The 14,747-nt window shown below is 70.8% G+C and carries 14 protein-coding genes; 9 read left to right on the top strand and 5 right to left on the bottom strand.

All coding sequences use genetic code 11. The features are described 5' to 3' along the window. The first annotated feature begins 133 nt into the window (after positions 1-133). The 7 genes from ACFY9I_RS34270 to ACFY9I_RS34300 all read left to right on the top strand — a co-directional run bounded on the left by ACFY9I_RS34270 (position 134) and on the right by ACFY9I_RS34300 (position 7,037). Positions 134-1,153: a substrate-binding domain-containing protein gene (locus ACFY9I_RS34270; protein WP_391008747.1), complete on the top strand. Its 1,020-nt coding sequence runs from the start codon at positions 134-136 to the stop codon at positions 1,151-1,153. 173 nt (positions 1,154-1,326) lie between these two features. Continuing rightward, entirely contained in the window at positions 1,327-2,679 is a 1,353-nt protein-coding gene (locus ACFY9I_RS34275) for an extracellular solute-binding protein (RefSeq protein ID WP_391008750.1), read from the top strand. A 100-nt stretch (positions 2,680-2,779) separates the two neighbouring features. Beyond that, positions 2,780-3,781 carry an ABC transporter permease subunit gene (locus tag ACFY9I_RS34280; RefSeq protein ID WP_391008753.1) on the top strand — a complete coding sequence of 334 codons (1,002 nt, stop codon included), beginning with the start codon at positions 2,780-2,782 and terminating at the stop codon, positions 3,779-3,781. 2 nt (positions 3,782-3,783) lie between these two features. Further along, positions 3,784-4,680 (top strand): ABC transporter permease subunit, encoded by an 897-nt coding sequence (locus ACFY9I_RS34285; protein WP_391008756.1) that lies wholly within the window; start codon positions 3,784-3,786, stop codon positions 4,678-4,680. A gap of 272 nt (positions 4,681-4,952) precedes the next feature. Then, positions 4,953-5,408 carry a helix-turn-helix domain-containing protein gene (locus tag ACFY9I_RS34290; RefSeq protein WP_391008759.1) on the top strand — a complete coding sequence of 152 codons (456 nt, stop codon included), beginning with the start codon at positions 4,953-4,955 and terminating at the stop codon, positions 5,406-5,408. A gap of 183 nt (positions 5,409-5,591) precedes the next feature. Then, positions 5,592-6,041: a VOC family protein gene (locus ACFY9I_RS34295; RefSeq protein WP_391008762.1), complete on the top strand. Its 450-nt coding sequence runs from the start codon at positions 5,592-5,594 to the stop codon at positions 6,039-6,041. 264 nt (positions 6,042-6,305) lie between these two features. Next, complete coding sequence (locus ACFY9I_RS34300) at positions 6,306-7,037, top strand: VOC family protein (RefSeq protein WP_391008940.1); 732 nt, start codon at positions 6,306-6,308, stop codon at positions 7,035-7,037. A gap of 213 nt (positions 7,038-7,250) precedes the next feature. Here the strand turns inward: ACFY9I_RS34300 and ACFY9I_RS34305 are convergent, their stop codons facing one another. From ACFY9I_RS34305 to ACFY9I_RS34320, 4 genes are all read right to left on the bottom strand, one after another. Beyond that, complete coding sequence (locus tag ACFY9I_RS34305; RefSeq protein WP_391008765.1) at positions 7,251-7,664, bottom strand: YciI family protein; 414 nt, start codon at positions 7,662-7,664, stop codon at positions 7,251-7,253. Positions 7,665-7,724: 60 nt separating this feature from the next. Next, positions 7,725-8,090 (bottom strand): hypothetical protein, encoded by a 366-nt coding sequence (locus tag ACFY9I_RS34310; RefSeq protein WP_391008960.1) that lies wholly within the window; start codon positions 8,088-8,090, stop codon positions 7,725-7,727. Between the two features lie 316 nt (positions 8,091-8,406). Then, positions 8,407-9,750 (bottom strand): family 2 encapsulin nanocompartment cargo protein polyprenyl transferase, encoded by a 1,344-nt coding sequence (locus ACFY9I_RS34315; RefSeq protein WP_391008768.1) that lies wholly within the window; start codon positions 9,748-9,750, stop codon positions 8,407-8,409. A 123-nt stretch (positions 9,751-9,873) separates the two neighbouring features. Beyond that, positions 9,874-11,280 (bottom strand): family 2B encapsulin nanocompartment shell protein, encoded by a 1,407-nt coding sequence (locus ACFY9I_RS34320; RefSeq protein WP_391008771.1) that lies wholly within the window; start codon positions 11,278-11,280, stop codon positions 9,874-9,876. Positions 11,281-11,575: 295 nt separating this feature from the next. On the opposite strand from ACFY9I_RS34320, the gene ACFY9I_RS34325 reads away from it, so the two are divergent. After that, entirely contained in the window at positions 11,576-12,166 is a 591-nt protein-coding gene (locus ACFY9I_RS34325; RefSeq protein ID WP_391008774.1) for an N-acetylmuramoyl-L-alanine amidase, read from the top strand. Between the two features lie 53 nt (positions 12,167-12,219). Then, on the top strand, positions 12,220-13,143 hold the full coding sequence (locus ACFY9I_RS34330) for a pyridoxal-phosphate dependent enzyme (protein ID WP_391008777.1): 924 nt from the start codon (positions 12,220-12,222) through the stop codon (positions 13,141-13,143). Positions 13,144-13,151: 8 nt separating this feature from the next. Here ACFY9I_RS34330 and ACFY9I_RS34335 read toward each other — a convergent pair whose 3' ends face one another. Beyond that, on the bottom strand, positions 13,152-14,747 hold the full coding sequence (locus ACFY9I_RS34335; RefSeq protein WP_391008780.1) for a Na+/H+ antiporter: 1,596 nt from the start codon (positions 14,745-14,747) through the stop codon (positions 13,152-13,154).

Raw genomic sequence — 14,747 nt, forward strand, 5'->3', positions numbered from 1 at the left:
AATTCGGAATGTATCGCTTGAGAATCAGCGCAAGTAAAACTGAACGCAAACGCTTGCGCAACAAGGAGGTCGGGTTTACGGTCACGTCACCCCACAGACCACACCGACGTGAAACCGACGGGAGAAATCCGCCGTGACGGTCAGCATCACCGATGTCGCCCGCGCCGCCGGGGTCTCGGCGTCCACCGTGTCCCGCGCGCTGCGGGGCCGGCCGGGCGTCTCGGACGAGGTGCGCACCCAGATCGCGGCCGTCGCCGCGGAACTCGGCTACACGGCGTCCCGTTCGGCGTCCAGCCTGGCCAGTGGGCGCACGTACACGATCGGGGTGGTCGCCCCGTACATCGGCCGCTGGTTCTTCGGCACCGTGCTGGACGCCGCCGAGCAGGTGTTCAGCGCCGCGGGGTACGACGTCCTGCTCTACAACCTGGGCTCGGCCGAGGCGCGCAAGCGCTTCTTCACCAAACTGCCGGTACGCAAGCGGGTCGACGCCGTGCTGTCGCTGCTCATCCCGGACGAGGACGAGTCCGCGGCCCTGCGCTCGCTCGGGGTGCCGCTGGCCTCCACGGTCGGGGGCGCGCGGCCCGGCTTCACGGTGGTCGGCATCGACGACCGGGCGGGCGCGGAGAGCGCCGTACGGCATCTGGTGAACCTGGGTCACCGCCGGATCGGCATGATCGCCGGGGCAAGCGGACCTCTGCACTGGACCACCCCGGTCGACCGTCGCGCCGCCTACCTCCACGTCCTCGCCGAGGCCGGGATCGAGTACGACCCCGCGCTGGTGGCGGACGGCGACTACACCGTCGACGGCGGCGAGCGGGCGATGACCGAGCTGCTTGCCGCGTCCCGGCCGCCGACCGCCGTGTTCGCCCAGTCCGACGAGATGGCCATGGGCGCGCTGCGCGCCCTGAGACGGCACCGGTTGAAGGTGCCGGACGACGTGTCCGTCGTCGGTTTCGACGACCACGAACTCGCCGATGTGGTCGGGCTGACGACCGTCGCCCAGCCGGTCGCCGGGCAGGGAGCGGAGGCCGCCCGGCTGCTGCTGCGGCTGCTCGACGAGCCGGACGCCGAGCAGCACGGCCAGGTGCGGATGCCCATCCGCCTCGTCCTGCGCGAGACGACCGCGCCGCCCCGTCCGCGCGGACCGCAGTAGAGCGCCGTACGTCCTCGCTGGTCCCCGAGCCCCGCCCCGCCCCCGCCGTATGTCACGGCGGTGGACCGCCGTACGTCCCCGCGGGCACGAGCCCGCCCTGCCCCACCTCCCTCGAACGTCCCACCCCCGCCGGAAAGCAATCCGCACCCTCATCCCGCACGGAGGCACAGACCATGAGCCCGACCAACAGCTCCACCAGCAGAAGGTTCCGTCGCACGGCCCGTACCGGGCTGGCCCTGGTCCCCCTGGCGGCGCTGGCCGCCTGCGGCGGGGGCGGTGGGGGCGACACCTCCGCCGAGGCCGGCAGCGGCGAGGGGACGATCAGCGTCTGGGCGCACCAGGGCCAGAAGAGCGAGGCGGAGGCGCTGCAGAACGCGGTGAAGTCGTTCAACTCCTCGCAGGACAAGGTCAAGGTCGAGCTGAAGCTGATACCGGAGACCGACTACACCAAGACGATCACCGCCACGGACGCCGACAAGCTGCCGGACGTCCTGGAGTTCGACGGCCCGACCATGGCGAACTTCGTCTACAACAAGAAGCTCGCCCCGATCGACGGCTACGTATCCGCCAAGACCCTCGACAACGCCACCGACGCCAGCAAGGCACAGGGCGAGATCGACGGCAAGCACTACGGTCTGGGCATGTTCGACTCCGGCCTCGGCATGTACGGCAGCAAGAAGCTGCTGGACGCGGCCGGGGTGAAGTACCCCAAGGGCGTGGACGACGCCTGGACGGCGGACGAGTTCGACGCCGCGCTCAAGGCGCTGAAGGCGAAGGACTCCGACGGCAAGGTCATCGACCTCCAGGAGGGCACCGGCTACGCCAACGAGTGGGGCACCTACGGCTTCGCCCCGATCGTCTGGTCGGCCGGTGGCTCCCTGCTCGAGGACGGCAAGGCGCAGGGCGCTCTCGACACCCCGGCCGTGGTGTCGGCCATGAAGACCTTCCAGTCCTGGAAGACGTACACGGACGCCAACACCGACGGCAACGCCTTCGCCAAGGGCCGGGTCGCCTTGAGCTGGGTCGGGCACTGGATGTACCCCGCCTACAGCGAGGCGCTCGGCGACGACCTGGTCGTGCTGCCGCTGCCGGACTTCGGTGACGGTCCCAAGACGGGCCAGGGATCGTGGTCCTGGGGTGTCGGCGCGAACTCCAAGAACGCCAAGGCCGCCGGAACGTTCCTGGACTCCCTCCTGGGAGACACCAACGTCACCGCGATGACCAAGGCCAACGGCGCCCCGCCCGCCACCAAGTCGGCGCTGGCGGCGAGTGAGTTGTACAAGCAGGGCGGTCCGCTCCAGCTCTTCGCCGACCAGTTGGCCAAGCCCTGCGGCGCCGACGACATCACCAGGTCCTGTGTCGCCGTCACCCGTCCGGTGACCGCCGGATACCCCGTGGTGACCGCCAAGTTCAGCGAGGCCGTGAACTCGATCTACGGCGGCGCCGACCCGAAGGACGCCCTGTCCGAGGCCGCCCGCGCCATCGACCGGGACTTCTCGGACAACGCCGGTTACGAGATCCCGTAGGAACGCGGCCTGTCGGACCCATCGGGCCCAGTCGAACCCATCGGCCGGGGCGGGCGCACACAGCGTGGCCGCCCGCCCCCGCCGGGAAGAGGACCCACTCGTGAAAACCGTGGAACCCGCGCACACCGCGCCGTCCGGCCGGGACCAGGCGCCCCCCGCGACCACCTCCGCGCACCCCGACCACCCCTCCCGCCCCTCCCGCGGCAAGCGCGAGTGGCTGCACGGACTGCTCATGTCCGCTCCCGCCGTCGCCGGGCTCATCGCCTTCGTCGGCATCCCCTTCTGCTACGCCGTGGTGCTCTCCTTCTACAACGTGCGCCTCGGCTCCCCGCTGGAGCCGGCCTTCTTCGGCGTCGAGCAGTACCGGCGACTGTTCACCGACCCCGACCTGTCCGGCCCCTTCCTGCGGGCGCTGCTGAACAACCTGACCTTCGCCGTGGTCGTCGTCCCCCTCCAGACGGGCCTGGCCCTCGGCCTCGCGATCCTGCTGAACCGCAAACTGAAGGCGATCGGTCTCTTCCGGTCACTCTTCTTCATGCCGGTCGTCTTCCCGATGGCGCTGGTCGCCGTGATCTGGCGGCTGATCCTCGCCCGCAGCGACCAGGGCATGCTCAACTCGGCGCTGGACGCGGTGAGTTTCGGAAACTGGGGCGCGTTCGACTGGCTCGGCGACGGACTGACCGCGATGGCCTCGATCATCGTGCTCTCCGTCTGGCAGGGCGTCGGTTTCCAGATGGTGATCCTGCTCGCCGGACTCCAGCAGATCCCCGGCGAGCTCTACGAGGCCGCCCAGCTCGACCGGGCCTCGCGCTGGCAGCAGTTCCGCAACGTCACCCTGCCCGGTATCCGCGGCACCCTCGTCTTCGTCGCCCTGCTCACCTCGGTGCTGTCCTTCCGGGTCTTCGACCAGGTGTACGTCCTGGTCAAGGGCGGAGGGCTGGACGAGGACGCCGCCCGCACGGTGATGTACGAGGCCGTTACCACCGCCTTCGACCAGAACAACATCGGCCAGGCGTCCGCGATCACCGTCGTCTTCTTCCTGATCGTCGTCGTCCTGACCCTGATCCAGCGCCGCCTCGTCCGGCCCGACAACGAGGACTGACCATGAGCACGACTACCAGTACGAGTACGCGTGCCAGCACGCATACGAGCACGGGTGCCGGCCTGTCCCGCGGGCCGCTGCGCCGCTTCCTCGACTACACCGTCCTCTCCGTCCTGGCGTTCGTCTTCACGCTGCCCGTGCTCTACCTGCTCCTCGGCAGCCTCAAGCCGTCCGACGAGGTCCTGAACGGTCTGTCCGGCTTCCTCCCCACCCACCTGTCCCTCGACAACTACTCCGCCGTCCTGGACAGCCTGAACTCCGACAGCACGGGCTACTTCTGGCAGTTCATGGGCGTGTCCCTGCTGCTTGCCTTCGTGGTGGTGACGGGCGGCCTGTTCATCAACTCGATGGCCGCCTACGGGCTCTCACGGCTGAAGTGGCGGGGCAGGGAGGCCGTCTTCACGCTCGTCCTGCTGCTGATGCTGGTCCCGTTCGAGTCGGTGGCCGTGCCGCTGTTCTACATGTTCAACGACCAGCGGAACACGCTGTTCATCCTCGCGCTCCCGTTCATCGCGAACGCCTTCTCCGTCTACCAGTTCCACACGTTCTTCCGCACGATCCCGCCGAGCATCGAGGAAGCCGCCCGCATCGACGGCGCCGGCCCTTGGCGCACCTTCTTCGCGATCATCGTCCCGATGTCGAAGCCCGCCTTCGCCTCCGTCGCCATTCTGACCTTCCTCACCCAGTGGGGTTCGTTCCTGTGGCCGGTTCTGATGGTCTCCGATCCGTCGGTACGTCCCCTTCCGCTCGAAATGAGCGTCTTCCAGGGGCAGCAGCCCCCGGACTGGGGCCAGATCCTCGCCTTCGGCGTGCTCCTCGTCCTGCCGGTGCTCATCGTCTTCGCCTTCTTCCAGCGGTGGTTCGTGCAGGGCGTGGCCAGTTCGGCGGTGAAGGGCTGACACGGGGCGCGGGCGCGGCGAGGTTCGGGCACGTCCCTGGTGCCGCCGCGCAGCGCGGGCGGCTGGGCGGTGCGGGCGGCTGGGCGGCTGGGGGATCTCGGTGACCGGCTGCCCCGTCCCGGTGACCTCCCTCCCGGTCGTGAGGGGCGACGAGCAGGGGGAAGGCCAGCTCCGTGGTCATTCGGCCAGGTCGGCCCGCCGTTCCAGCCGTTCCTCCCACCGAGCACCACCTTCGGCTGCCCGTTGTCAGTGGCCGGTGCGATGCTGTGGGCATGAACCGGGACGACCTGGTACGGCTGCGGCGAGCGCGCGACCGCATGGACCGCGAGTACGCCGAGCCGCTGGATGTGACCGCCCTCGCCCGCACCGCGCTGATGTCCCCCGGGCACTTCCAGCGCAGCTTCCGCGCGGCCTTCGGCGAAACCCCGTACGGCTATCTCATGACCCGCCGCATAGAGCGCGCCAAGGCGTTGCTGCGCCGGGGCGACCTCACGGTGACGGAGGTGTGCATAGCCGTGGGGTGTACGTCACTGGGCTCCTTCAGCTCCCGATTCACGGAGCTGGTCGGCGAGACCCCGAGCGCGTACCGCGCCCGCTCGCACGAGGAGAGCGCGGTGATCCCGGCGTGCGTGGCGAAACGCCTGACCCGCCCCACCCGCACTCGCATACGCATACGCACGGCGGAACCGGACGAGGCGGCGTCGCGTATGCCCGGCGGAACCGAGTGAAGCGTCCTAGGGGGTGTTTTGAAAGTCCAGCGCGGTGCCCGCGGTGTTCGGTGCGTGCCCTCGGCGTGCCGGGCGAAGGTCCTCGTAGCGGAGCTACTTGGGCCTTTGGCCGGTGCGGCGAGGGTGCGTGCCGGGCGCCGTGGGTGCTGTGCGGGACTTTCAAACACCCCCTAGCGTGAGCACATGTCCACGAACGCTACGAACAACAGCCCCCGGGTTCCGGATGTGAAGCTCGCGCAGTGCTTCCTCGCCGTCGACGACCATGACAAGGCGCTCGCCTTCTACCGCGACGTCCTGGGCATGGAGGTCCGCGGCGACGTGGGCTTCGAGGGCATGCGCTGGGTCACCGTGGGCTCCCCTCTCCAACCGGATGTGGAAATCGTCCTGGAGCCTCCGGCCGCCGACCCGGACATCTCCCCCGCCGACCGCGAAACCATCGCCACCCTCCTCGCCAAGGGCGTCCTCCGTGGCGTCAACTTCACCACCACCGACTGCGACGCCCTCTACGCCCGCGTCGAGGCCTCCGGCGCCGACGTCCTCCAGGAGCCGACGGACCAGCCGTACGGCGTCCGCGACTGCGCCTTCCGCGACCCGGCGGGCAACATGCTGCGCTTCATGCAGCGGCGATCCTGATCCGACGCCGACGCCGACGCCGACGCCGACGGGAGAAACGTCGTTGCGCGGAGCGGGGCGGCGGGAGAGCGTACGAGGTGTCCGACCCGACGGGTAGGTCGGGCCGTACGAGAGGGAGGCGCTGTGGGTGGAGTGAGCGGAAGCCAGGGCGGGCACGGGCGCGAGGGCGGCGGCGGGGATACAGGCGGAAGTCCGGCTGCCGGGGCGGGAGGCGGAAAGCACGGGAGCCACGAGACCCACGAGACCCACGAGACCCACCAGCCCATCCGGTGGACGTACGCCTTCGTCGACCGGCCGGCGGCCGACGTCGAACGAGCGTGCTCCTTCTGGACGGCGGTCACGGCGACCAAGCTCTCCGAAGCCCGCGGCGAGGCGGGTGAGTTCGTGACCCTGCTGCCCGAGACGGGGGACGCGTGTGTGAAGGCGCAGGGGGTCGGGGCCGGTGACGGCGGCGCGCACCTGGACCTCGCCGTCGAGGACGTGCCCGCGCTCGTCGACCGGGCGGTCCGCCTCGGCGCCGACGTGGTCGCCCCGGACGACGGCTGGGCCGTGCTGCGCTCGCCCGCCGGGCAGCTCTTCTGCGCGGTGGCGTGGCACGGGGAGTCGGTGCGGCCGCCGGTGGTCGACGGGAGTCGGCTGGACCAGGTGTGCCTCGACCTGTCACCGGCCAGTTTCGAGGCCGAGGTCGCGTTCTGGTCCGCCCTGACGGGCTGGGACTCCCACCCCGGCTCACGCCCGGAGTTCCACGTCCTGCGCCCACCGACCGGGCTCCCCGTCCGCATCCTCCTCCAGCGTCTCGACACCCCCCACCCCACCTCCGCGCACCTCGACCTCGCCTGCTCCGACATCCCCGCCGCCCGTGCCCTTCACGAAGACCTGGGCGCCACCGTCGTGGCCGTCCACCCCTACTGGACCGTGATGCGCGACCCGGCAGGCGGCACGTACTGCCTCACAGGTCGCGACCCGGAGACGGGCGGACTGCCACTGGTCGAGTGAGGGAGGGCGGGGGACGGAAGCAGCGGGTCGGAAGCAGCGGGTCCGACGGAACGGCCGACTGCCCTGCCGCCGCGATCCGCACCTCCCGCCCGGCGTCCTCAGCGGCGCAGGGGCGCCGTCGAGCCGTACCGCCGCACGAGCGCGCCGAGGGCCCGCGGCGCACACCGGCGCAACAGGCCCTCGACCTCCTTGATCCCGACCTCTCCGAACGGCTCAGACGTCCCCCGCGCCCTCCATCACCGGCCGGATCACCACCGGGTACTCCGTGGCCCCCTCGGGCCCGGGGCACCGGGCGATCCGGGTCGCGATCTCCGTGACACGGTCCAGGCTCACGCAGTCCAGGAGCCAGTAGCCGGCGAGCAACTCCTCGTTTTCCGGATACGGCCCGTCCGTGATCACCGGCTCGCCGTCGGCGTCGACCGTGACGCACCGGGTCCGCGCCGGCTCGGCCAGTCCCTGCCCGTCGAGCATCTCCCCGGTCTCGGCGAGGTCGTCGTTGATCGCGCCCATGTAGGCGTACATGGCCCGCACCTCCTCATGGGTCCAGGCCGGGGACCGCTCGGACGCCTTGCCGCGCATGCCGTCGTAGTCCGCCTGCGAGCCCAGGACCATCACCAGGTACTTCATGAGTCCGCTCCTCCATCTTCCCTGGTTTTCCGAAGCCCCGAGTGCTGCGGTCCTCGCCGTTCAGGTCTTCTCGTCGGTCCGCACCTCAGTGGCCCCAGCCGCGCCAGCCGCGTCAACTGTCCCAGTCGTCTCAGCTTCCTCAGCCGTCTCGGCGGTCGCTTCGCCCTGCCGTTCGGCTCGCGCTCCCTGCGCATGATGACCGCCGTGCGTGGCGTGGCTTCCATGTGTCCGCCGAGCCACGGCCCGTGGCTTCTCCGCGGCGGCCCCCTCGGCCTCCACGGCCTCGTCGACATACGCCGCACACCTAGGGTTCCTGCACGGACCCGGACCCCACACGGGTACCCACGCGCCCAGCGTCTTGTGCCGCCGTACGACCGTGGCCACCGGCTGTCCGCAGACCGGGCAGACATGCTCGTCGATGCCCATGCCCTCAGGGTATGGCCGACCGGGCGGGGGCGCCCCCCGCCGTACGCCGGCGACCGGCGGCACTCGTCTCACCCCCACCCCTCCCCCCTCAGGCGCCCGGGGTCGAAGGGGCAGCGCCCCCTGGGGACGGGACGGATAGGGGCGGCGGGGGCGAAAAAAGACGGGCCCCGCACACCGTGGGGATGTGCGGGACCCACCGTTCCGAAGGCCCGGCCCCGCGCAGGGTCAGGTCAACACGGCAGCAAGGCCTCCGGAGCATCACCCGGCACCCGGCCGACACCGGACGACATCCGGCCGGCGCCCACCCGGCGCCGCCTCAGGTGCTACGACGCGTCACGAACTCCGCCAACGCCAGCAGCCCCCCGGCCGACTCCGGATCCGGCACCGCGCGAGACAGCTCATGCATGGCCCGAGCCATCCGGTCGGCGGCCTGGACCTGCGCCCAGTCCCGGCCCCCGGCCCGCTCCACCACCAGCGCCGTACGCTCCAGATCCCCCTTTTCGTACGGCACTCCGTACAACTCGGCGAGTTCCGCGGCCTCCGGGGTGCCGGAGGCCAGCGCGGCTACCACCGGAAGGGACTTCTTGCGGACCATGAGATCCGCCCCGGCCGGCTTGCCGGTACGGCTCGGGTCGCCCCAGATGCCGATCACATCGTCGATGAGCTGGAAGGCGAGCCCGGCCTCCCGGCCGAACGCGTCGAGGGCCTCGACGTCCTCCTCACCTGCCCCCGCGTACAGCGCCCCCAGCGCGCAGGCGCAGCCGAGCAGCGCGCCCGTCTTCGCCTCGGCCATGGCGAGCACCTCGTCGAGGGTGACCTCTTCCGGCCGGCGCCCCTCCATCTCGGTGTCCGTGTGCTGGCCGGCACAGAGTTCGACGACACAGGACGCGAGTCGGGCGGAGGCGGCGGCCGACGCGGGATGCGGGTCCTCGGCGAGCAACCGCTGGGCCAGGGCCTGCAGCGCGTCCCCGGCGAGGATCGCGTCGGGGATCCCGAACACGGTCCACGCGGTGGCCCGGTGTCTGCGGGTGGTGTCCCGGTCCATCACGTCGTCGTGCAGCAGCGTGAAGTTGTGCACCAACTCCACCGCGGCGGCGGCCCGTACGGCGGCGGACTCGCGCCCGCCGAGCGCCGTGACCGCGGCGAGGACCAGGGCGGGTCGTATCGCCTTGCCCGCGTTGCCCGTGGCGGGAGTGCCGTCCGCCCGTTCCCAGCCGAAGTGGTAGCGCGCGACCCGGCGCATCGAGACGGGCAACGACTCGACGGCTCGGCGCAGTTCGGGGTCGACGGACACCCGCGCCTGCTCCAGGATTCCCGCCGCTTCCTGCCCGTCGAACGGAGCCGCCCCCGGCCGACCGACCGGCACCCGACCACCGGCAGAAGCCACCGGCGCCACCGAATCCACGCCATTCGCCGACGTCACGGCCTCCGCCAGCATCACCGCCTCCGCCGACTCATCGGCTCCCGCGGCCTCACCGCCCTGCGCCGACTCCACCACCCTCACCGGCTCACCGGCTCCCCCCGTGCCCACGAGGCCCCCGGCGTTCTCCGCCACCCTCGGCTCCGGGGGGAGCGGGACGGCGTTCCGCTCTTCCGGGATCTCGCTGTTCAGAGTGGTGCCGGTCAGGATCTCGGCGGGACTCTGCTTCGTCTCCGTCATGAACTCACCCATGGGATCGCCTCGGAGAGTCAGCGGACGGTGGCGGTTCCCCGGCCGCCTGGCGCGTACTCCCGGGGTGTACCCGCCCTGTCGGGCGGGGACACGACATCGGGTCGGCCAAGGTCACCGCCAGCGGCCGATCTCGACGTTCTCCAGAACGCCCAGCGCGTCGGGGACCAGGACCGCGGCCGAGTAGTAGGCCGTCACGAGGTACTTGATGATCGCCTGTTCGTTGATGCCCATGAAACGCACGGACAGGCTGGGCTCGATCTCGTCCGGGATGTTCGCGGCCCGCAGACCGATGACGCCCTGGTCCTCCTCGCCGGTACGCATAGCGATGATCGAGGTGGTCCTGGCCTCGGTGACCGGGATCTTGTTGCACGGGTAGATCGGTACGCCGCGCCAGGTCGGGATGCGGTTCCCGGCGATGTCGATGGTCTCCGGGACGAGCCCGCGCTTGTTCAGTTCGCGGCCGAACGCGGAGATCGCGCGCGGGTGGGCGAGCAGCAGCTTCGTGCCCCGGCGACGGCAGAGCAGTTCGTCCAGGTCGTCCGGGCTGGGCACGCCGTCGTGCGGCTGGAGCCTCTGGTCGTACTCGCAGTTGTGGAGGAGGCCGAACTCCCGGTTGTTGATCAGCTCGTGCTCCTGGCGCTCCTTGAGCGCCTCGACCGTGAGCCGGACCTGCTGCTCGGTCTGGTTCATCGGCTGGTTGTACAGGTCGGCCACGCGTGTGTGGATGCGCAGGACGGTCTGGGCGACGCTCAGTTCGTACTCGCGCGGCGCCGCCTCGTAGTCGACGAAGGTGTGCGGGATGTCCGGCTCGCCGCTGTGACCGGCGGCGAGGTCGATCTCCTTCTCGCCGTACTTGTTGGTGCGCTGCGACGGGATGGCGCGCTGCTCCCGCAAGTGCTCGCTCAGGGTCTCGGCGCGCTCCGCGATCTGCTCGACGGCCTGGCGCGGCAGGACGAGCACCGTGCACGCGGTGACCGCGCGGGCCGTGTACTCCCAGATCGCGTCGGCGTCGAGCAGCGCCTGGTCGCCGAAGTAGGCGCCGTCGGCCAGCACGCCGAGGACCGCGTCGTCGCCGTACGGGCCGGTGCCGATTTTCTCCACCTTGCCGTGCGCGAGCAGAAACACCTCCTCGGCCCGACTGCCGAACTCGGCCAGCACATCGCCGGGCGCGAACTCCCGCTGCTCGCACCGCTGGGCCAGCTCGCCCAGCACCTCGACGTCCTCGTAACTCCGCAGGGACGGCAGTTCGCCCAGCTCCGCGGGGATGACGGCGACCCGGTCGCCGGTCTTCACAAAAGTGACGCGGCCGTCGCCGACCGCGTAGGTGAGCCGCCTGTTCACCCGGTACGTACCGCCCTGCACATTCACCCACGGCAGGGTGCGCAGCAGCCAGCGCGAGCTGATCTCCTGCATCTGGGGCGTGGACTTCGTGGTGGTGGCCAGGTTCCGGGCAGCGGCCGTGCCGAGACTCTGCTGCGGCCGGTCCTGCTGCGAACGGACCTCTTCGCCTACCGACATACGGATTCCCCTCCGGGTGTGCACTGATATCGCGGTCACCGATCTCGCGATCCAGCGTCCCAGCACCCACCGTGGCGGTGCTATTACCCGAAAGAGCGGGAATGGATCTTACGAGAACTGGGCATGTCCGAGGGCTGTGTCGACCAGCCGGGGCCGGCCGGCACCCAAACCGAATCTGACCGGATCGACGCGCGCGTCCCGCGGTCGACTGGCCCCCAGTAAGGCGTCAGCGGTACAAGCCTGCGTACGAGGCGGCCACGACCCGTTGCCGTCGCACAGCACAAAGGAGTCGGCCATGGCCCCACCCATGTCCGCGGGCAGATTTCTCACCGTCCTGAAGAGCGAGGGCGTCCGGGTCGTCGAGGTCGGCGACTGGGAGCATCACAACCGCAACCACAAGGGCCCCTGGGGCCCCGTGCACGGGGTGATGATCCACCACACCGTCACCTCGGGCAGCGAGCGCACCGTCCGTATCTGCCGTGACGGCTACTCGGGGCTGCCCGGCCCCCTGTGCCACGGTGTCATCACCAAGGACGGCCGGGTCCACCTGGTCGGTTACGGTCGCGCCAATCACGCCGGTCTCGGCGACGACGACGTACTGCGGGCCGTGATCGCCGAGAGGGCCCTGCCGGCGGACAACGAGGCCAACACCGACGGCAACCGCCACTTCTACGGCTTCGAGTGCGAGAACCTCGGCGACGGCCAGGACCCCTGGCCCGAGGCCCAGCTCGACGCCATCGCGCGAGTCTCCGCCGCCGTCTGCCGCCACCACGGCTGGACGCAGCGGTCCGTCATCGGTCATCTCGAGTGGCAGCCGGGCAAGGTCGACCCCCGCGGCTTCACCATGGCGCGGATGAGAGAGCAAGTGCGGGCCCGCCTGAACTAGGGCCCTTCGGGGCGCGCCCGACGCCGGCCGGTCATGTGTCCGACAATGGGCAGGTGACCGGCCACCCCTGCTCCCCCGACCCCGCGACGGCGCTGGCCCCCCTGCTGCCGTCCCCCCTCCAGGAAGTCGCCGACGACCGCTTCGCCCGCCACGGCGTCACGCTGCTCCTCAAGCGCGACGACCTGATCCACCCGCAGCTCATCGGCAACAAATGGCGCAAACTGGTTCCCCATCTGCGCACGGCGGCCGGCCGTCCGTTGCTCACCTTCGGCGGGGCGTACTCCAACCACCTGCGCGCCACCGCCGCCGCGGGCCGCCTCCTGGGCGTGCCCACCATCGGTGTGGTCCGTGGCCACGAACTGGCCGACCGGCCCCTCAACCCCTCCCTGGCCCGCTGCGCCGCCGACGGCATGCGGTTGCACTTCGTCGACAGATCGATGTATCGCCACAAGACGGACCCGGCCGCCCTGGCCGCCGTGCTCCGCGCCGCCGACGCCGAGGGCGCGTACGTCGTCCCCGAGGGCGGCAGCAGCCCTCTCGCCGTACGCGGCTGCCTGGACCTCGGCCTGGAACTGCGCGGCCGGGCCGACGTGGTGGCGATCGCCTGCGGTACCGGCGGCACCCTTGCCGGTCTGGCCGCCGGCCTGGCCCCCGACCAGCGCACACTCGGCGTCCCCGTCCTCAGGGGCGGCTTCCTCGAAGAGGAGATACGACGGCTCCAGGACCAGGCTTTCGGCGGCCCACGCGGCGACTGGCGCCTGGACGACCGCTTCCACTGCGGCGGCTACGCCCGGACGACCCCCGAACTGGACGCCTTCGCCGCCGACTTCGAGAGCCGGCACGGCCTCCCGCTGGAACGCCTCTATGTCGCCAAGTTGCTCTACGGACTTGTCGCCCTGACGTCGGAGGGCGCCTTCCCGCACGGGGCGACGGTCGCCGCGGTGATCACGGGCCGCCCGTTCGAGGACGCCTCCTGATCAGCCTTCTAGGACACCTCCCGGTAGGCCGCCGCCTCCTCCAGGTCCAGCCTGCGCAGCAGCGTGCGCAGCATCTCGTCGTCTATGTACCGGCCGTCGCGCAGCTTCACGAAGACCTCGCGTTCGGTGCCGATCATCTCCCGGGTGAGGCGGCTGTAGGTGTGGTCGGCGCTCTCCCCGGTCACCGGGTTCACCGCGCCGAGCCGCTCCCAGACGGCGTTGCGGCGTCGTTCCAGGACCGTGCGGAGACGATCGACGAGGGGCGGCGGTAGCTCGTTGTGCTCGTCGGCGAGAAGTTCGTCCAGGCGGGCCTCGGCGGCCCGGGATGCCTGCGCCTGGGCGTTGGCTTCGGCCAGGGTCTCGGCCTGCCGGTCGCGCCCTGGCAGCTTCAGCACCCGGATCAGCGGCGGCAGGGTCAGCCCTTGGATCACCAGCGTCCCGATGACCGTCGTGAAGGTCAGGAAGAGGATCAGGTTCCGCTCGGGGAAGTCGTCCCCGCCGTTCACCGTGAGCGGGATCGAGAAGGCGATGGCCAGCGAGACGACCCCGCGCATCCCGGCCCAGGCGACCACGAAAGGCCCCTTCCAGGTGGGGTCGGGCTCCCGTTCCCGGATGCGCCGCGACAGCATCCGGGGCAGGAAGGTCGCCGGATACACCCACACGAACCGGGACGCGACCACGACGAGGAAGATCGCCACGGCGTACCAGGTGGCGCGCGCCCCTTCGTACTCGTCCAGTCCTTCGAGGACGACCGGGAGTTGCAGTCCGATGAGGGCGAACACCGCTGATTCCAGCAGGAAGGCGACCATCTTCCAGACGGCCTCCTCCTGGAGGCGGGTGGCGAAGTCGACCTGCCAGGTGCGGTAGCCGAGGTACAGGCCGACGACGACCACGGCGAGCACTCCGGAGGCGTGGACCCACTCGGCGAGGCCGTAGGCGACGAAGGGGATCAGCAGGGACAGGGTGTTCTGGAGCAGGGCCTCCCTCAGGTGGGTGCGCAGCCAGTGGATCGGCACCATGAGCAGCAGACCCACCGCCACGCCGCCGACCGCCGCCACCAGGAAGTCGACCGTTGCGCCGCCCCAGCTCGCGCCCTCGCCGACGGTGGCCGCGAGGGCCACCCGGTAGGCCGTGATCGCGGTCGCGTCGTTCACCAGCGACTCGCCCTGCAGGATGGTGGTGATCCGCGACGGCAGCCCCACCTGGCGGGCTACCGCCGTCGCGGCGACCGCGTCGGGCGGCGCCACCACGGCGCCGAGCACCAGCGCGGCGGTCAGCGGCAGGCCCGGCACGAGCAGATAGGCGGCCCATCCGACGACGAGGGTGGCGAAGAGCACATAGCCGATCGACAGCAGCGCCACGGGCCGCAGTTGGGCCCGCAGATCGAGGTAGGAGCTGTCACCGGCGGCCGTGTACAGCAGCGGGGGCAGGATCAGCGGCAGCACGATCTCGGGATCGAGTTCGTAGTGCGGCACGCCCGGCAGGTACGACACCGCGAGCCCCACGGCCACCAGCAGCAGCGGGGCGGGCACCGGCGTGCGCCGGGCGGCTCCGGCGACCGTCGCGCTCCCTGCGACCAGCAACAGCAAGGGCAAGAAGTGCAT

Origin of the sequence: Streptomyces sp. NPDC012510 (assembly GCF_042955065.1) — a bacterium.
Taxonomy (GTDB): domain Bacteria; phylum Actinomycetota; class Actinomycetes; order Streptomycetales; family Streptomycetaceae; genus Streptomyces.